Origin of the sequence: Roseateles sp. PN1 (assembly GCF_038419725.1) — a bacterium.
In the GTDB taxonomy this organism is placed as follows: Bacteria; Pseudomonadota; Gammaproteobacteria; order Burkholderiales; family Burkholderiaceae_C; genus Paucibacter_A.
On the sequence record NZ_JBCARA010000004.1, the window covers coordinates 395,525 to 413,099 of the forward strand.

15 protein-coding genes are annotated in these 17,575 nt (G+C 64.3%); 7 read left to right on the forward strand and 8 right to left on the reverse strand.

The features are described from left to right. Window positions 1–120 precede the first annotated feature (120 nt). The 3 genes from AABB87_RS08970 (at window position 121) to AABB87_RS08980 (ending at window position 3,113) form a co-directional block, all read left to right on the forward strand. Window positions 121–1,257 carry a sensor histidine kinase gene (locus tag AABB87_RS08970; RefSeq protein WP_341970895.1) on the forward strand — a complete coding sequence of 379 codons (1,137 nt, stop codon included), beginning with the start codon at window positions 121–123 and terminating at the stop codon, window positions 1,255–1,257. Then, window positions 1,254–2,033 (forward strand): LytR/AlgR family response regulator transcription factor, encoded by a 780-nt coding sequence (locus AABB87_RS08975; RefSeq protein ID WP_341970896.1) that lies wholly within the window; start codon window positions 1,254–1,256, stop codon window positions 2,031–2,033. Before AABB87_RS08970 ends, AABB87_RS08975 begins: the two co-directional genes overlap by 4 nt. Window positions 2,034–2,135: 102 nt before the next feature. Then, window positions 2,136–3,113: an AlkA N-terminal domain-containing protein gene (locus AABB87_RS08980; protein ID WP_341970897.1), complete on the forward strand. Its 978-nt coding sequence runs from the start codon at window positions 2,136–2,138 to the stop codon at window positions 3,111–3,113. A gap of 95 nt (window positions 3,114–3,208) precedes the next feature. Here the strand turns inward: AABB87_RS08980 and AABB87_RS08985 are convergent, their stop codons facing one another. Beyond that, window positions 3,209–3,916 carry a substrate-binding periplasmic protein gene (locus AABB87_RS08985; protein WP_341970898.1) on the reverse strand — a complete coding sequence of 236 codons (708 nt, stop codon included), beginning with the start codon at window positions 3,914–3,916 and terminating at the stop codon, window positions 3,209–3,211. A 264-nt stretch (window positions 3,917–4,180) separates the two neighbouring features. After that, window positions 4,181–5,038 (reverse strand): hypothetical protein, encoded by an 858-nt coding sequence (locus tag AABB87_RS08990; protein WP_341970899.1) that lies wholly within the window; start codon window positions 5,036–5,038, stop codon window positions 4,181–4,183. Between the two features lie 251 nt (window positions 5,039–5,289). Here AABB87_RS08990 and AABB87_RS08995 point away from each other — a divergent pair, with 251 nt between their 5' ends. The 4 genes from AABB87_RS08995 to AABB87_RS09010 are packed head-to-tail and all read left to right on the forward strand — an operon-like array spanning window position 5,290 to window position 8,405. After that, window positions 5,290–6,165 carry a DMT family transporter gene (locus AABB87_RS08995; RefSeq protein ID WP_341970900.1) on the forward strand — a complete coding sequence of 292 codons (876 nt, stop codon included), beginning with the start codon at window positions 5,290–5,292 and terminating at the stop codon, window positions 6,163–6,165. After that, window positions 6,158–6,862, forward strand: coding sequence for an ABC transporter permease (locus tag AABB87_RS09000; RefSeq protein WP_341970901.1), 705 nt, complete (start codon window positions 6,158–6,160; stop codon window positions 6,860–6,862). The genes AABB87_RS08995 and AABB87_RS09000 overlap by 8 nt, the downstream gene beginning before the upstream one ends. Continuing rightward, complete coding sequence (locus tag AABB87_RS09005) at window positions 6,859–7,563, forward strand: ATP-binding cassette domain-containing protein (protein ID WP_341970902.1); 705 nt, start codon at window positions 6,859–6,861, stop codon at window positions 7,561–7,563. Before AABB87_RS09000 ends, AABB87_RS09005 begins: the two co-directional genes overlap by 4 nt. Next, window positions 7,560–8,405: a substrate-binding domain-containing protein gene (locus AABB87_RS09010; RefSeq protein WP_445944851.1), complete on the forward strand. Its 846-nt coding sequence runs from the start codon at window positions 7,560–7,562 to the stop codon at window positions 8,403–8,405. Before AABB87_RS09005 ends, AABB87_RS09010 begins: the two co-directional genes overlap by 4 nt. A 41-nt stretch (window positions 8,406–8,446) precedes the next feature. On the opposite strand, the gene AABB87_RS09015 is transcribed toward AABB87_RS09010, so the two are convergent. Genes AABB87_RS09015 through AABB87_RS09040 form a run of 6 tightly spaced genes read right to left on the reverse strand, consistent with a single transcriptional unit; the run spans window position 8,447 to window position 17,568 of the window. Next, window positions 8,447–10,324 carry a secretin N-terminal domain-containing protein gene (locus AABB87_RS09015; protein ID WP_341970903.1) on the reverse strand — a complete coding sequence of 626 codons (1,878 nt, stop codon included), beginning with the start codon at window positions 10,322–10,324 and terminating at the stop codon, window positions 8,447–8,449. Continuing rightward, window positions 10,321–10,875: a hypothetical protein gene (locus AABB87_RS09020; RefSeq protein ID WP_341970904.1), complete on the reverse strand. Its 555-nt coding sequence runs from the start codon at window positions 10,873–10,875 to the stop codon at window positions 10,321–10,323. The genes AABB87_RS09015 and AABB87_RS09020 overlap by 4 nt, the downstream gene beginning before the upstream one ends. After that, window positions 10,872–11,708 carry a hypothetical protein gene (locus tag AABB87_RS09025; protein ID WP_341970905.1) on the reverse strand — a complete coding sequence of 279 codons (837 nt, stop codon included), beginning with the start codon at window positions 11,706–11,708 and terminating at the stop codon, window positions 10,872–10,874. Before AABB87_RS09025 ends, AABB87_RS09020 begins: the two co-directional genes overlap by 4 nt. Beyond that, complete coding sequence (locus AABB87_RS09030; RefSeq protein WP_341970906.1) at window positions 11,705–12,448, reverse strand: PilN domain-containing protein; 744 nt, start codon at window positions 12,446–12,448, stop codon at window positions 11,705–11,707. Before AABB87_RS09030 ends, AABB87_RS09025 begins: the two co-directional genes overlap by 4 nt. 29 nt (window positions 12,449–12,477) lie before the next feature. Then, on the reverse strand, window positions 12,478–13,512 hold the full coding sequence (locus AABB87_RS09035; RefSeq protein WP_341970907.1) for a hypothetical protein: 1,035 nt from the start codon (window positions 13,510–13,512) through the stop codon (window positions 12,478–12,480). Window positions 13,513–13,563: 51 nt separating this feature from the next. After that, complete coding sequence (locus tag AABB87_RS09040) at window positions 13,564–17,568, reverse strand: DUF6701 domain-containing protein (RefSeq protein ID WP_341970908.1); 4,005 nt, start codon at window positions 17,566–17,568, stop codon at window positions 13,564–13,566. Between the last annotated feature and the right edge of the window lie 7 nt (window positions 17,569–17,575).

Consider the following 17,575-nt stretch of genomic DNA (forward strand, 5'->3'; position numbering starts at 1 on the left):
GCCATTGACGGCCCAGGCTTGCCATTGGGCAGCGATGCTTGCCGTTCGTCGCAGGGTCGGCTTTTTGGGGGACACTCGCGCCCTAAGCTTCAGCGCATGTTCAAGCTGGATCGCCCCTCCATGAAAACTACTTCCTTCACCGCAGAGATGCGCTATGCCGCACGCCGCTACTTTCAGCTCCACAAGCAGCGTGACGAAGCCGGTTGGGCGCGGGGATTGATCACCGCCAGCATCGGCCTGGCCTTTCCCAGCCTCTACATCACCCTGGCCCTGCTGTTTGGCAGCGCCAAAATCTCGGCGGCGAGTCTGGGCTTGAGCTGGCTCAACGGCTTGTTCATCGCCTTCCTGATCCACGGGGCCTACCGCCTCATCGAATTGACGCAGCCGCAAGCACGGCTGGACGCACTTAAGCACAGCGGCTGGCGCTCGGGCTTGTTCTTCAGCCTGGTGCCGGTGGTTTGCGTTCTGCTGGGCATGTGGCTGTTCGCGCTCGGCCTGGGCTGGTGGATGCAGCAGCAAGTCTGGACGCCGCTGGACAGCACCCGCGGCCTGAGCCAGTTTCTTTTCATCTCGCTGGTGGGCGTCTTGATCGGCTGGGCGATTGACCACCAGGTGCGTCGCCGCCAAGCTCTTCAGCTGCAGGCCACCGAGGCTCGCCTGCTGCACCTGCAAGCGCAGATCGAACCCCACTTTTTGTTCAACAGCCTGGCGGCGGTTCAAAGCCTGATCAAACCGGCGCCGGACCGGGCCCTGGCCATGTTGGAGCACTTCACCGACCATCTGCGCGCCAGCCTCGCCGCCTTGCGTGAGGACAGCTGCCAGCTGGGCACCGAGCTGCAAGCCGTGCGCAGCTACCTCGCCTTGATGCAGATCCGCATGGGCGACCGCCTGCGCTTTGTGGTGGAGGCCGAGCCGGCGGCCGAGCAGCTGCGCCTGCCGCCGCTGTTGATTCAGCCCTTGGTCGAAAACGCCATCGTGCACGGCATCGAACCCAAGGATGAAGGCGGTGAGGTGCGGCTGCGCGCCTGGGTCGAGGGCAACACCCTCAAGGTATTGGTGCAGGACGATGGCCTCGGCCTGCTGGCCAAGCCCCGCCGCAGCCAGCAAGGGCATGGCATCGCGCTCAAAAATGTGCGCGAGCGTCTGGCCGCCCGCTATGGCGAGCGCGCAGGCGTGGATCTGCACATCGACGAGGCCGGCTGCCGCGCCTTGCTCACCCTCCCCATCAACCCCAAAGACCAAGGATCAGCAGCATGAGCCTGCGCGCCATCATCGCGGACGACGAAATTCATCTGGCCGAACACCTGAAATCCGAATTGAACCAGCTCTGGCCAGAGCTGGAGGTGCTGGCTCTGGCCCGGACTGGACGCGAGGCGGCCCGCCTGATCGAAACGCTGGAGCCCGACCTGGCCTTTCTGGACATTCAGATGCCGGGCTTGACCGGCCTGGAGGTGGCGCAAGGGATAGAGGGCAAGACGCGGGTGGTGTTTGTCACCGCCTACGACGAGTACGCGGTTGAGGCCTTCGAGGCTGCGGCGCTGGACTATCTGCTCAAACCTCTCAAGACCGAGCGCCTGGCGCGGACGCTGGAGCGGGTGCGTGCCGCCTTGCAAGCCCCGCCTGAAGCGGACGCCAACGCTTTGGCCGGTGTGCTGCAGAAGTTGCTGCAAGGGCAGGGGGCTGCCGCCGGGGCGCAAGAGTCTGTGCAGCGCCTGCGTTATGTGCGCGCCGCGCAGGGCGATCTGATGCATCAGATTGCGGTGGATGAGGTGCTGTTCTTTCAGGCGGACGACAAGTACACCGTGGTACAGACCGCCAACGCCGAGCACCTGATCCGCACGCCCATCATTGACCTGATGGCCCAGCTGGACCCGGCCAAGTTCTGGCAGGTGCATCGCGCCACCATCATCAATCTGGACCACCTGGCCGGCACCCGGCGCGATGAGCTCAGCCGCCTGTTCGTGCGCATCAAGGGCCATGGCCGTGAACTGCCGGTCAGCCGTGCCTATGTGCATTTGTTCAAAGCCATGTAATTGGCGCATTCGCGCCGAGGGTCAGCGGGCAGTGAAGGGCAGTGAAAGGCGCTGAAGGGCGCTGAAGGGCGCTGACTCCGCGCCCGCCTATCATCGGCGCCCATGACTGCCCTGAATCCCGCCGACGCGGCAATTCTTCTGCCCTATCAAGCGCCTTATCACGTCGAGGCCTTGCTGCAGTTTCTGGCTGACCGCGCCATTGCCAGCATTGAGCAGGTCGATCAGGCGCAGCTGCGCATCACCCGCAGCGTGCAAGGGCTGAGCGCGCAGGGGCAGGCCTTTGAAGGCTGGCTGAGCCTGCAGTTTCAGCCCAAGCGCTCCGTCGTGGCGCTGAGCTTTTCTGCAGCGCTGCGGGCCCAGCCGACGATCATCGATAGCCTGCTGCCCATGCTGCGGCGCTGGCTGGATCTGGACGCCAATCCGCAAGCCGTCATGGACGGGCTGGGGCACTTGGCCCTGAGCCATCCAGGCCTGCGCCTGCCGGGTTGCCTGGACCGCTTTGAGCTGGCCGTGCGCGCCGTGCTGGGGCAGCAAATCACGGTGGCCGCGGCACGCACCTTGGCGCAGCGTTTTGTGCAGGCCTTCGGGCGGCCGCTGAACGAACCTGGACCGCCAGGTTTGACGACGCCCTTGCGCCTGTTTCCCCGGGTCAGCGATGTGGCCGCGCTGGAGCCGGGGCAGATTGCCGAGCTGGGCATCATCCGGCGCCGCGCCGATTGCCTGCTGAGCTTGGCGCGCCGCTGGGAACAGCTGGCCTATGCCCAGCAAGCGTGGCAGCCAGCGCAGGATGCTGATGCCCAGCCAGAAGAACAAGCCGCTCAACTCAAGCACGCGCTGCTGGAGCTGCAAGGCATCAGCGGCATCGGGCCCTGGACGGCCCATTACATGCTGATGCGCGGCTGGTCCTGGGCGGACGCCTTTCCGCCCAAGGACGTGGTTCTGCTGCGCCAACTGAGCCAGGGCTTGGCTGCGCCACTGAGCCCGGCCGCCTATGCCCAGCGAGCCGAAGCCTTTCGCCCCTATCGCAGCTACGCGGTGTTGCATCTGTGGCGGGCGGCGACGCTGCAAGCAAAGCGCTAGGCGCATATTCCTGCTTCCGCGCTGGGTGCGCTTGGCGCGCTGGCCACTTGCCGCGAAGCTGAGCGAATCAGCCTGGACTTGAGGCTTCGCCGCGCTCAGTTCTTGGGCGGGAACATCCAACGCTCAAAGATACGCTTGGCCGTGCCATCGTCCACCATGGATTTAAAGACGGCATTGACTTGCGCCTCGGCTGCCAGTTGCTTGGACTGTTTGGAAAAAGCCACCGTCAAGTAGCTGGTGTTCAGCACCAGCACATCACCGAACTCGCCCGCTAAGCCGAACTGCTGTATCAAATGGTTCAGGCTGGCCAGCCCGCCGGCCACCGCCTTGGCTTTGCGGTCAGCCACGGCCATGCGGATGGCTTGGGTGTAGTCCCGCACCAACTCCTTTGGCATGCTTGAGTCGCTGTCGAAGCGCGGATCCACCTTCAAGCCGCGCGGTGCGGCAGTGACGATGTTTTTTAGATCTTCGTATCGCTTGATCGAGATCCCTTGGCGCGCCATCACGCCGAATTCAAGCGCCACCAAGGCCGTGCCGCGCTTGGCATAGCTGCTGCGCGTGTCGCTCCAGGCCATGATGGTGAAGTCGATATCGCCCTGCTGCAGGTCGCGCTCGACCCGGGCGTAAGGCGTCAAGGATTGGCGTGTGGTGTGGCCGCTGCGGCGCTCAAACTCATGAAGCAAGTCCACGATGATGCCGATCAATGGCTCTTTGGTTCTGAGTGCCGCGTCTGGGTTGGGCTTGGCCCAGGGGTCGAGCTGGATCAGGTCGACTTTGAACTCCGCCGCTCCGGCCCAAGGCATGGCGCTCGCAAGCAGCAGAAAAAAAGCAGCCTGCAGCCGCCCGACTTTGCGGCGAATCTGGAAGCGCGAGGAAAAGGTAGCCACCGCCCCAATCTAACAGAGTCAGCCCGGCCGCCTGGCGGGCTTGGGAACGCCTGCCTCGCCTGATCTTGGCATAGCGGCAGCTTGTCACTGCACAGGCGGTGTTTGGCGGGCTCCAGCCGGCCGAGGGCATCTAGTCGTTGGCCAGCCCGATCGCTTGCTTGGCGCTCCACATGGCCGATATCAGCGAATGGCCGCTTGCTTGGGCGGCGCCCAGCCGGCAGTGGCTGCCGAACCCAGGCCTGCACGGACCGCAGCAATCATCAGCCAAAGCAGCAGCAGGGGCACGACCAGGGTTTGAAGCAGAAACACGACGATCAGTTGAATCAGATGATTGATCGCTTGCTCAGCGGACTGCTTGATCTGCTCAGCAAAAGCGCCAATGTCGGGTAGCTTGATCGCCTGCTTGAATCTGTCTGCCAAGTATGGCGGTGCTGCGGCGCTCGCCTGTTGTCTGGCGTCCGTGACCAGCCCATGCATGTCCCCAGCGGAAAGTGCCAGTCCTTGTTGGCTGGCTTGGTAGTCATCCTTCAAAAAGGCATGGAAGACGGCATCGCTGCCCAGCGCGGCGACAGGCACGGCGAAGCGGACCAGGAGCAAAGCGGTCAAGACCACGCGGGCAAATCTGGGCATCTGCCCGCGCCATGCGACGGCCAGCGCCGCCGCCAGAAGTGCCATAGCGATACAGGCTTTGACTGTGGGCTGTGCGCCAATGGCAAGCAGGGCTTTTTGAAGCCCGAAAGACACCGTGGCGCCGAGCATGAGGCTCGAGAACTGTTCGATCAGATCATTGATCGGGTCCAAGACTTGCCCTGGCGCTGTTGTGACGCCAACACCCATGGGCTGGAATGACAGGGTGGTTTCTTGCAAGGTCGACACCACACCATTGAGCGTTCGCGCTGTTGCGAAGCTGATCAAGGCGCGCTTCAGGCCCGCATCGACTCGTTCCTTGGCGACGATATCGAGCTGAGGTAGCCATGCCAGCAGCGCAGTGAGCAGCAAGAAAAAGACGAGCAGAGGGCGGCGGGCTTGGATACTCATGCCCAAAGAATAACCTGACTTTTCAGCGGCACCAGGTGCGCTTGCGACGGCACGAGCTGAGGCTTGTTCCTTAGCATCAGTCGGAATTCCTCTGCGTTCATCGGCGCTGTTTAGCATGGCTCGTCTTCATCGCAAGGACTTCGTCCAGCCCTCATCCGGGCCGGGGCGTCCGGTCGTCGCGACGAAGCGTTGTAAACCGCTTTGAGCCTCGCTCGGCAGTATGCTTCGCCTCCGTCCTCCGAGCCCCGCCGATGAAATCCCTTGATCTGTTTGAGTTGTTTGCGCTTGCCGCCATCTGGGGCGCCTCGTTCTTGTTCATGCGTCTGGGCGCCCATGAGTTTGGGCCGCTGGTAATGGCTGCGCTACGGGTGACGGTGGCCAGCCTGGCTTTGATCCCGCTGCTGGCGGCGCGCCAGGGCTTGGGGGAGTTGCGGCGCGAGTGGAAGCCGCTGCTGGTGATTGGCCTGCTCAATAGCGCCATTCCCTTTGCCCTGTTCAGCTTCGCGGCGCTGTCCATCACGGCGGGCCTGTCCAGCATCCTCAACGCCACCACGCCGCTGTGGGGCGCGCTGATTGCCTGGGCTTGGCTGCGTCAGGGCCTGAGTGGCTGGCGCGTGCTCGGCTTGGCCCTGGGCTTTGCGGGTGTGCTGTTTCTGGCTTGGGACAAGGCCTCCTTCAAACCCGGCGGCAGCGGCTGGGCCTTGGCGGCCTGTCTGCTGGCTACGTTTTGCTACGGCTTGGCTGCCAACTTCAGCAAGCGCTACACGGTGCACATTCAGCCAATGGCGGTGGCCACCGGCAGCCAAGTGTTCGCGGCACTGTTGTTGGCCGTGCCGGCGCTGTTTTACTGGCCTGAGGCTATGCCCAGTGCCAAGGCCTGGATGGGGGTGTTGATGCTGGGCCTGCTGTGCTCGGCGCTGGCCTACTTGCTGTATTTCCGTTTGATGAGCCGCATCGGACCCACCAACACGATTGCCGTGACCTTTTTGATTCCGGTGTTTGCGGTGCTGTGGGGATTCTTGTTCCTGGGCGAGTTGTTCACCCTGCACATGGCTGCGGGCTGCGCCATCGTCTTGCTGGGCACGGCCTTGGCCTTGGGTCTGCTCAAGCCGCGCAGCCATGCTTGACACCCTGGCTCAGGCTCTGAGCTTGTTGGCCGAGGCCGACGGCCCGCTTCTGCGCGTGTTGGCGCTGAGCTTGCTGGTCAGCGGCAGCGCCTGTGCCTTGGCCACGCTGCTGGGCTTGCCGCTGGCGGCTTGGTTGGTGGCGCTGCCGCAAGCCTCGCGCTGGCGCCAGGCCTGGGTCTTGTTGCTCAACACCGGGCTGGCGCTGCCCTCGGTGCTGGTGGGCTTGCTGGTGTATTTGCTGCTGTCGCGCTCCGGGCCCTTGGGGCATTGGGGCTTGTTGTTCACGCCCTGGGCCATGGTGCTGGCACAGACCGTGCTGATTCTGCCGGTGGTGGCCGCTTTGGCCCGCGCGCGCTTGGCCGAAGCCATGGAAGAGGGCGGCGAGCAGCTCCGCTCCCTGGGCGCCAGCGGCCCGCAGGCGGCCCTGCTGCTGGTCTGGCATCAGCGCAGCGCGCTGTTGGTGGTGTTGCTGAGCGCTTTTGGCCGCGCCATCTCCGAAGTGGGCGCGGTGATGGTGGTGGGCGGCAATATCGAGGGCTTCACCCGGGTCATGACCACCTCGATCGCGCTGGAAACCAGTAAAGGCGATTTGCCGCGGGCCATCGCCTTAGGTGTGACCTTGCTCGTGGTGGTGGGCCTGCTCAACGGGCTCAGCGCGCTTTTGCTCAAGGCCCAAGCGCGGGGAGCAGCTGCATGAGTGCGCTTTTGCTTGAACTCAATCATCCTGGCCTGAGCCTGGGCGGGCGGCAGGTGCTGGCGCCGTGTCAGCTGAGCTTGCATGCCGGCGAACGGTTGGCCTTGATCGGCGCCAATGGTGCGGGCAAGACCAGCTTGCTGCGCCTGCTGCACGGCTTGCTTCCTGCTGAGGGTCGGGTCTTGCATCAGTTGCCGGGCCTGGGCCGGCTGCCGCGCCAGGCCATGGTGTTCCAGCAACCTTTTTTCCTGCGCATGTCGGTGCAGCGTAATCTGCGACTGGCTTTGTGGCTGGCCGGCGTGGCCGCCGATGAGCGGGCCGAGCGGGCGCAGGCTGCCCTGCAGCGTGTGGGCTTGCAAGCCTTGGCCGGGCGCGATGCTTGCAGCTTGTCGGGCGGGCAGCGCCAGCGCTTGGCCTTGGCGCGCGCCTGGGCGCTGCAAGCGGAGCTGCTCTTTCTGGACGAGCCCACGGCGCATTTGGACCCGGGCGCGCGGCGCGAGGTGGAGCGCGTCATCGAGGGTTTTGCGGCCGATGGCTTGAGCATGGTGATGAGCACCCACAATCTTGGCCAAGCCAAACGCTTGGCCACCCGGGTGCTGTATCTGCACGAGGGTCAGGTCTTGGCCGATGCGCCGGTGGCGCAGTTTTTTGGCGCGCCGCTGCCGGCCATGGCCGATCAGTTTTTACGAGGGGAGATGTTTTGAAACGCAAACTCTTTTTGACGACGGTACTTGGCGGCTTGCTGCTGGCCGCTGGTGGCCTGGCTCGGGCGGCTCAGCCTGCGGCGCCGACGAGTGCCAGCATCGTGCTGGCCTCCACCACTTCCACCGAGCAATCGGGTTTGTTCGCCCATTTGCTGCCGCGCTTCACTGCCGACACCGGCATCCAGGTCAAGGTGGTGGCCCTGGGCACGGGCCAGGCCCTGGACCTGGCCCGGCGTGGGGACGCCGATGTGGTGCTGGTTCACGATGTGGCCGCCGAGGAGAAATTTGTGGCCGAGGGCTTTGGCCTCAAGCGCATGCCGGTGATGGCGAATGACTTTGTGCTGATTGGCCCGGCCAGCGACCCGGCGGGTCTGCGTGGCCGCGATGTGCTGCAAGCCCTGGCCAAGCTGCCCGGCGCCAGCGCGCAGAGCTTTGTCTCGCGCGGCGATAAAAGCGGCACCCATGCGGCCGAACTGCGCCTGTGGCAGGCCATCAATGTGGACCCGGTGCAAAGCCTGGCGCAACGCTATCGCCAATGCGGCTGCGGCATGGGCCCGGCGCTGAATATGGCGGCGGCCCTGAACGCGCATGTTCTGGCGGACCGTGGCACCTGGGCCGCCTTCACCAAGAACCGTGCCGACTTGGCCGTCCTGGTGGAGGGCGACGCGCGGCTCTACAACCCCTACGGCGTGATCGTGGTGAACCCCGCCAAGCATCCGCACGTCAAGCTCAAGGAGGCACAAGCCTTGGCCGATTGGCTGGTGTCAGCCAAGGGCCAAGCGCAGATCGCCAGCTACAAAATCGCGGGCGAGCAGCTGTTCTTTCCAAACGCGACGCGCTGACTGAGAGGCCGCGGCTGCCGCGGCAAGCTCGGCATTTTTTGTCAGCGCTTGCTGGCCGGTGGCGTCTGATCGACCGCGCCATCCTGGCTGCGGCTGCCATTGACGGTAATCACCCGCCGGGCCTTTTCGTCCATGTCTGACAAGGCCATCGAAGCCGCGCGGTTGTGCTGCTCCCAGTCCTCGGCGCTGCGGATGATGCTGGGCTTGATCAGCACGATCAGCTCACGCTTGCGGCCGCTGTTGGCGCGGTTGCCGAACAAGGTGCTGGTGATGGGATTGCTGTCGGCGCCGGGCAGTCCGGAGCCTTTGCGGTTGGATTCCATCTGCATCAGGCCGCCGATGGCCACGATGTAACCGTCGGGGATGCGCACCACCGTGTCGGTTTCGTTCATGCTGTTGGAAGCCAACGGCAGGCGGAAGTTACCCAGCGTGCCCAGATCAATCTGCTTGACCTTCTCGGTCACCGAGGTCACCGCTGGGTGGATGTGCAGGGTGATCATGTTCTCTTCGTCGATCTGGGGTGTGACGTCGAGCGCAATGCCGGAGAAGAAGGGCGTGAGCGTCAGCGTCGGAACGCTGGGCGTGTTGGTATTGGTGTTGTTGTTCGTGTTGTTATTGGTGGTGTTGCTGCCCGAGATGCCGGTGACGTAGTAATCGTCCGAGCCGACCTTGAGCACCGCCTTTTGATTGTTCAGCGTGGCCACGCGCGGGCTGGAGAGGATTTGCGTGTCGCCATGGCTTTCCAGAAAACTCAGCAAGCCCTGGAAGTTGCCGCGCGACAAGGCCAGGCCAAAGGCGCCCGCACCGGGTGAAAGCATGGGCACTAAGTCTGGCCAGTTCGGATTCGGGATGGCGGTGGACATCACCGGCAGGCCATTGCTATTGCTGACCAGCGGATTGACGATGGTGTTCACGCCCGTGGGGATGCTGGGGTTGACGCTGGTCTGGCCGATGGCGCCGTTCTTGCCCAGTACCGACCAGTCAATGCCGCTTTGAAAGCCTTCGCGCAGCTCCACTTCCACGATCTTGGCTTCCAGCATCACCTGGCGTTCAACCGCCAGTTTGGTGCTGCGCAAAAAGGTTTCGACCGCGCGCATTTCGTCCGGCATGGCGCGCACGGCAATCGTGCCGGCCTGCGGGCTGGCGATCACATTGCGGCCGCTTTCGGTGCCGACCAGCGCGCGCAAGGCGGCAGTGGTGTCGGCCCAGAAATCGTTCTTGGTGCTGGTGGCGACATGCGAGCTTTCTTGCTGCTGAGGCACGCCGCCCGTGTTGTTCGTGCTGCCGTTGCTGCTGCCCGCGGTGCTACCGGTGCTGCCCGCGTTGGTGCTTTGCCCGGCGCCTGAGCTGACGCGCAACTCGCTGCGGCCCACGCGCTGCTGCTGCAGATAGTTGACCGTGAAGATGCGGGTCTGCATGGTGGGCGGGAAGACGGTGATGCGGCGGCCATCAAACTTGAAGTCGTAGCCGTAGACATCGCGCAGCGACTCCAGCGCTTCGCGCACGGTGACGCCCTTGAGCGTGACCGAGAGCGAGCCGTTCACCGAGGGGTGCACCAGCATGCTGTAACGGGTGTCGGTCACGAGCGAGAGGAAAACATCGCGCACCGGCGCGCCGTTGACGACCAGATCGAAACGCGGCTCGGGTGGCGCGGCCGGAGCCGGGGCGGGAGCCGGCGTTGCCGCAGCTGCAACCGCAGCATTTGCATTGGCGGCAGCGGCGGCGCGGGCTGCGTTGGCCTTGTTCGCGGCATTGGCGGCGTCGAGTTCATCGCGCAGCTCGGTGCGGGGCTGGGCCAGTTGCAAAGGCTTGTCGGCGCAGCCGCCCAAGAGCAAGGCCAGCAGTGCCGAAAGCGCCATGCTGGGGGCGAGGGCGCTGGCAAGGCGGGGGCTGGCTGAGTGATGGCGCCTGAGCTTCATGGTTTCTCCTGGAGGTTGGCGCTGGGTGTCGTCGAATTCATGGTGGCGCTGGGGCTTGTTGTTCTTGGGCTGGGCTTGGCGGTCTGCTTGGGCGCCCGAGGGGCAGCACCGCTTGGCGCCGGGGCCGTGCCGTACTTTTCAATGCCGGGGTAGATCGCTTCACGGCGGGTGCCGCGTCCATCGCGCAGCCAGACGGCCTGGCTTTCAATCCGCACGATGGTGGCGTCTCCCAGCTTGGCGCCCACCGGCAGTAAGCGGCCACCGGACACCACAAAGGCTTTGCCCTCGCGGATGGTGATGTGTTGCACCGCCCGTTTGCTGTCGTCCTCGTTACCCGCGCCCGCCGCACCTGGCGCCGGACTGCGCAGCTCGGCCGGCCAGGCGCTGGGGTCGCGCAATTCTTCGCGGCTGCTGGGGGCGGTGGCTGAAGCTGATGCAGCCGACACCGCGCTAGCTTGCGCCAAGGCCTGTGTCGATACGAGTGCGAGACCGCTGAGTAAGCCGATTCGGCGCAGCAAGCGGGCGTGGTTGGTGTTGGATTTGGTACTCATGATGCGCGAGCCTTGGGCAGAAAGACTTGCACTTGCAGAAGCACCGGCTTGCCATCCCCCTGCGACCAAAGGCGCAGTTCGCCCCAGTGCAAGCGGGGCAGGGCCAATTCGAGCTGGCGCAGATACCGCATTTGATCCAGATACTCACCAGCGACTTGCAGTTCCAGGCCTTGCCAGGTCAGGGGCATCTCGGCATTGGCGGCATTCGCGGCATTCCCGGGATTGGCGGCGCTTGCCGCGTTGGCTGCTTGCGGGGCCGCTTGGCTCATGCCTTTGCTGTTCGCTTGGGTGGCGAACTGAGCAGGGCCTTGGCCCTCCGGCAGGCTGGCCAGCTTGAGCAGGCTCAGGCCCGGGTGTTGCTTGAGCAGAGTGGCCAAAAGCTCGGGCAATTGCTGCGGGCCTTGTTGCTTGCTGCTGCCGGCGGTGGCCGTGTTGCTCCCTGGCACTTGGCTTTGCAGCAGGTTCTTGAAGCCAGCGTCCACGGCCAGGCGCAGCTGGGCTTGCTGTTGTTGGGCAGTGGCCAGCCGGGCCTTGAGTTGGCTGCCCTCGTCCTGGCCGCCTGGGGCGCTGCTGGCGCCAAGCGGTGCGGCGCTGGCGGTGAATTGTTCCCGTAGCTGCTTGAGGTCTTGGTTCTGCTTGAGCTGGGCCTTGGCCAGAGCTTGGGCCTCCAGCTTGAGGGGGGTGATGATCAGGCTGTCCGCAATCGCAATCAAGATGGCGGCCAGGCACAGAAAAATGAAGGCGCGCTCGCGCAGGCTGAGCGCGTCGATGCGCTTGGCCCAGCTCTGCCATGTGGCTTGCCAGCTGCTCAGGGTTTTGTTGCTGGCCATCATGGTGTTGTGCCTGCTTTCAGGTCGCTGGCGCCGGGGGCGCCCAGCTTGTTGGCCGGTGCAGGTAATGCGCTGACGACGCGGAAGGACCAGACCGCCAAGCCGGGCCGTGGCTTCGGCGTGGACGGGCTCAGCCAGGCGGCTGGTGCAGCAGCAGTTCCTGCTGGATCATTGGCCTCGCCACCAAGCGGGCCATCCGGGCCCCATTTCTCCACCTTCACCGAGCCCAGTTGCAGGCCCGCCAAGAGTGGCTGCCCGGCCAGGCGTTCCAGCCAGGTGCGCAGCGCCACTGGGTCCAGGGTGGCGCCGTTGAGTTCCAGTTGACCCGGCATCCAGCGCAGCGAACCCAGCCAGACGCTGGCGGGCACGGTCTGAGCCAGGGACTTGAGCAGGTCGGAATGCCGATAACCATCCGCCGCCAAACCGCCGTTGAGGATGTTGAGGGTCAGCAGCTGCGCTTGATTGTAGAGTTCCAACTGATTGATCTGTTGGGCCAAGAGCTTGGGATCCACCGGTGGCGGCAGCGCGGCCAGGGCTTGAGTCAGGGTTTGCAATTCAAGTGCCCCGCGGGCTTGCGCCTGGGCAAAGTCGCGCTTGGACTGCTGGGCTTGCAGGTTCAGCCACAGGCACAAAGCCAGCGTGGCCGCCAGCAGCATGGCCATGGCCTGCACCATGGTCAGGGCCGAGAAATAGCGTTTCGGCGCAAGCAGAATGGGGGTGAGTAAATTGATTTGCTGGGCCATGGCGGGGTCGGGTGATTGGGTCCTGGGCCTCAGAGTGCGCGGGTTTCTTGGCGCAGGGCAGCCCCCAGCAAGGGCAGGCATTCGCTGAGCTGCGCGGCATCGGCGTCAGCGGCAATACCGCTGAACAGCGCGGGTAGCTGAATCGCCAGGGTGCGCAGGCCGAGCTCGCGCTGCATCAAAGTGGCCAGCTGATCGCCATGCTCGGCCACCAGCAGGTAGAGGCGCGCCAGCGGCAACTCGGGCCAGGAGCGTTCCCACAGGTCGATGGAGCGTTGCAGCTCGATGATCAGCACCGATTCTTCGCTGTCCTCGCCCATGCCCATGCCCAAGCCCGACAAGCTGGTGCCCGGTGTGTACTCAAAACCCAGCGGGGCCTCTTCCAGCGGCTTGTGAGTCTGGCTGCCGGTGGCGCGCGCCGTCAGGCGCGGGTCGCCATCAAGCCGACGGGTGAAGAACAGCTCGCCACCCACACTGATGGTCAGCAGGCATTGCCCGCCCTGCATCAACAAGGCGGCGGTGGCGCGCTCCGGCATGGCGTCAGCCCTGGCCTGTGCGGTTTGCACATTGCGCAGGGCGCATTCCCAGCTGTCCACCACATTCAGGCTCAGGCCGGCGGCCTGGCAGGTGCTGCTCAGCTCCGTGATGGCCGCATTGCGCGCCGCCACCACAAACAATTGGCGCTGGGTGCGCGGCACATCACCACCGACATGCATGACGTCGAGGGTCAGGTCATCCAGATGCACTTCCACCAGCTCTTTGATCAGCCAGCGCGCGGCAGCTTTCAACTCACCGGCGGGCACATTGGGGGTGTCGACCTTGAGGATTTGATATTGGCTGGGCTCCAGCAGGGCCAGCACCTCACCGGCATGCAAGCCCAGGCTGCGAATGGCTTTGGCGCGCGCCTCCGGCTCATCCGCCAGATTGCGCAACACGCCCCACTGCAGCACTTCAAGGGGCTTGTCAGTCGCTTGGGCCTGATCGGTCAATACATAGGCAAATAGCCCGTCGTGGCAGCGCACGCTCAGGCGTAAGGTGTTGCGTTGTTTGCCCCAAGGCCATCTCATCTGGAATAGTCCGATCCGTGAAAACAAGTCAGGCGCAGGTCAATACTTCAATCAATAGTTTTCGCGCTGATACACCACATTGTCTGAGCCGCGGTAGAGGCCAAACGTCGCCCGCGCCGAAGGATCCTTGCTGTACGTGCCCGCACACCAAGGCCCTTGCAGATAGGCCAAACCCGCCGCCAAAGTGGCCGCCACGCCGGGTGTCCAGCTTTGCAAGCAGCTTTGATCGCTCACGGTACTCAAGCTCAAGGCCACATCCATGCTGCCGCTGCGGCCCCCGCCGGGCTTACTCAAAGTCAAGCTGCTGGCGCCGCTGAGCAGTTTGTAGGTTTTGACGGGCGAGAGACCATCGCTGGTAGTCAAAGTCTTGCGGTAGTTTCCGTAATTCAGCGCTTTGGAATCGATGGAAGTACAGCTGTCCAGTGTGTTAGTTACAAAGTTACTGCCGTCCCAGTATTGCGCGAGCACGCGCATGCTGAGGTCGCGGTTTTGCGAGCCGATGGCGTTTTGCAAGCGCAGCTGGCCAAAGCGCAGATTCACCGGGACTGCCGTCAACGGCGCCAGCACCGAGCGCAGCGCCGCCCGGTCATTGCCATTGGGCGGGCTGTCGGTGTCGAGGTTGAAGCTCATCATGCCCACGCCGTCGCTGTCCACCGGGGCGATGCCGAAGCTGCTGCCGGGGAAGGGGCCGTCGGGCGTGCTCAGGCGTGAGACGGTGGCGCTGAGTTGCGCGTTGGTGGATTGGCCCAGGTTCCAAGTGCCGCTGCTGGTGGCGCTCAGCCGCGCACCGATCTTGAAGGGCGTTGTGCCGTTGATGCCGGCGGGGTTGAGCGCATTGGCTGCCCCCAGGTCCAGCTTGGCAAAGGCAGCGGTGTAGTTCTGTGTGGTGGCGCCTTGCACATTCTGGGCGGTCAGGGTGAAACCGAGCTTGAAGGTCTCGCCCAGATAGGTGAAGGTGGAGATGGGGGAGCAAGCAGCAGCCAGGCGGTCGCTGAGGATGGTGTTGCTGGCCACAAAGCCGGCCGGCACAAAACGGCCGATGCGATTGTTCTGCACCGAGCCCAAGAAGACGGTGGAGTTGAGATTGAGCCCGGCCGTGCCCAGGAAATTGCTGAGTACGCCGGTGGTGTTCAACAGAAAGCTGCCCACCTCGCTGTACTTGAGGTCATTCACCGTCAGCGCGCCGCCTACAAACCCGCTGATGGTGGGGTTGGTGGCGCTGGCATTGCTGAGCACTCCCAGCACGCCTGTGGTGGGGGTCTGGCTCCCCGCCACCGGGCTGAGGGTGATGGGGCTGTTAAAGCTAGGCGCCAGGCCGCCCGCGGTGATCTGTGCCAGGGAGGCGCCGGCATCGACCTTGCCCTTGTTTGTGCTGTCACCCGCTGCGCTCCAGAGGTAGCCGCCCAGGGTGGCGCTGAAGGTGGCGCCGGCAGCGCCGAACTTGGGGTCGCTGAACAGGCTGCCCGCGGGGTTGCTGACGCCGCCCAGCGTCAGTCCGGTAACGGTGATGGCGAAGGGGCGCAAGGTCAGGTCACCCAGGCTGCCGCTGATGGTGGTGGCGGCGTAGAGCAAGCTGTCGTCATCGAGCTTGAGGCTGAACTTGCCGATGTCGGTGCTGGCCATGTCTAGCTTGGCCACACCGGCGGTAAAGCTCAGGCCGATGAGGTTGTTGGCGCCTGGCCGGGCGGCGGGAACGCTGAGCGCGGGGCTGATGATGCTGGGCGCTGTCCAGGGGCCGCCGTTGTCGGTGCGCCAAAGCTTGAGGTTACGGCTGCCGCTGTAGTCGGTGGCGATGGCGCAGTTGCCGGTGACGGCATCCTTTTTCCAAAGCGCCACTTGCAAATCGTGTTTGCGGCCGGCCACGACGATATTGCTGCCGAAAATTTGGCTGCCCATGTCCTCGCTCCAGACAAAGGCGTTGTCGCGGTACTGAATGCTGCCGGAGCTGCCCACCGCGGCGGCGACGCTGCTGTCTTGCACGGTGATCACCAGGTTCTGAGCCAGGCTGTGGTTGAGGCGTAGATTGACAACGCCGGCGTCCCCGGCGGCAAAGGTGTAGGTGGCCCGGCCACTGTTCGCCGCGCCCGGTGTGAACGTCCCGCTGGGGGCTGGGCCGCTGCCGATGGAGAAGTCGCCCTGGCCGGTGGAGGTGCTCAAACTGATGCTGCCGGTATAGCCGCTCAGCGTGGCGCCGCTGGCGTCTTTGGCCGTGACGCTGAAGGTCTGCGGCGAGCAGGTCGAAGCGGCGCTGGCACTGCTGACCACAAAGCTGCCAATGGCTGGGGTGCAATTGCTCGGTGTGCGGGCGCTGCCGTCGTAGTTTTTGCCGGCTTTTTGATTGTTGTAAATGGTGCTGATATTGGCGGCCGAGATGGCGCTGTTGAAGACCATGAACTCGTCCAGCTGGGTGTTGATCCCTTCACGGGTGCTGGCGTCAATGTCCCAAGAGGCGCCGATGAAGGCCAGACTGCCCTTGGCTTGCTGGTTGATGGTTTCCTTGAAGACGCCATCCACATAGAGCGAGGTCTTGCCGCCACTGCCCACCAGGCCGATGTGGTGCCAACCGGCGGCCAGGGTGCTGAACTTGAACGTGCCGTTGACGATGCTGCCGGGCACATAAGCGCCCCACAAAAAGCCGTTCCTGTCATCCATATAGAACAGATCACCGCCGCCATTGACGGCGGCCAAGACGTGGTAAGGGCTGCCGCCGGTGGACAGCGGTGTTCTCATCCAGGTGCTCACGCTCCAGGCGCTAGCAATGGGGATGGCGGTGTTGGGGCTGATGTAGCGCAGGCCGGTGCCGGATGAGAGATCGGCATAGCGGTCCAGCACAGTCGGCGCCGTGCCACTGCTGCTGGTGCCGTTCACAGTAGTGGCGGGGTAGTTGCCACGGCTGTCAATGACTTCGCCGGACGTGCCTTTGAAGCTGCATTCGTCAAAGTGATAGTCGGCGATGGGTGTTGGCAGGCAGGCCGGCGGCATGGCGCCGCCGGTGTTATTGACCACGCAGGCATTGCCGCAGCTGGCGCCGCAACACACGCTGTTGATGGCGGCGGTGAAGCCTAGAGTGATGCGGGCCGAAGCGGTAGAGCGCACACAGGCCTGGGCGATGCTGGCTTGCTCGAAAAAGATGGTGCCGCTGCTGCTGCTGACATCGCCGACGACTTTGGCGCCGTAACCGAAGTTGATGGCGCCGCTGCCGCCGGTGATCTTGCCGCTGACGACGGCTTGCTGGCTCACCGTGATGGCGCCGCTTGTGCTGAGATTGCCTTGGACCTGGGTTTGGAAGTCCAGGCTGATGGCGTTGCCGCCGCCTGCGGCAACGTCGCCGCCAATGATGGCGGCCTGGCCCAGGGTGACTCTGCCGGCGCCACTGATGTTGCCGCTGACTTGAGCCTGATAGGCCAGGTCCACTGTGCTGCCGCTGCTGCTGACAGCGCCGCTGATGATGGAGGCCTGCCCCACATTGATGGCGCCGGCGCTGCTCAGATTGCCTTTGATCTGACTATTCATCCCGGTCGTGATGCTGCCGCTGGTGCTGCTGATGCCGCCGTTGACGACGCAGAACTGGCCCACGGCAATGCTGCCGGTGCCACTGCTGATGGCGCCGCCAATGGAGGCGCAGTCTTGCAGCTGAATGCTGCCGCTGGTGGCGGTGAGGCTGCCACCAATCACCAGCCCGTTGTTGACGGTGTTCACAGAGCCCGCCGTGACATTGCCCATGATCACGGTTTGGTAGGCCATGGTCAGGGCGCCATTGACCGTCAGATTGAGATCGCTGGCGACACCGCCCGCATTGATGGTGGCGCTATTGCTGATGTCGAGCGTGCCGGTGAAGCGGATATTGGCGGGCTTGGGCGCGCTGATGCTGATGCTGTCGCCGGTGCTCAGGGCGAGTGAGCCGCAGGTGTAGCTGCTGCCGGCCGCGCTGCAGCCTGGCGGCAGATTGCCGGGGAAGCTGTAGGCCGCAGCCTGGGCAAGAGGCAGGCTCAGGCAAAGGGCCAGCGCCAGGAAAAATGCACGCCAGCGCAAGAGGAGGTTCAGCCTGTGCAGCATGGTGGGC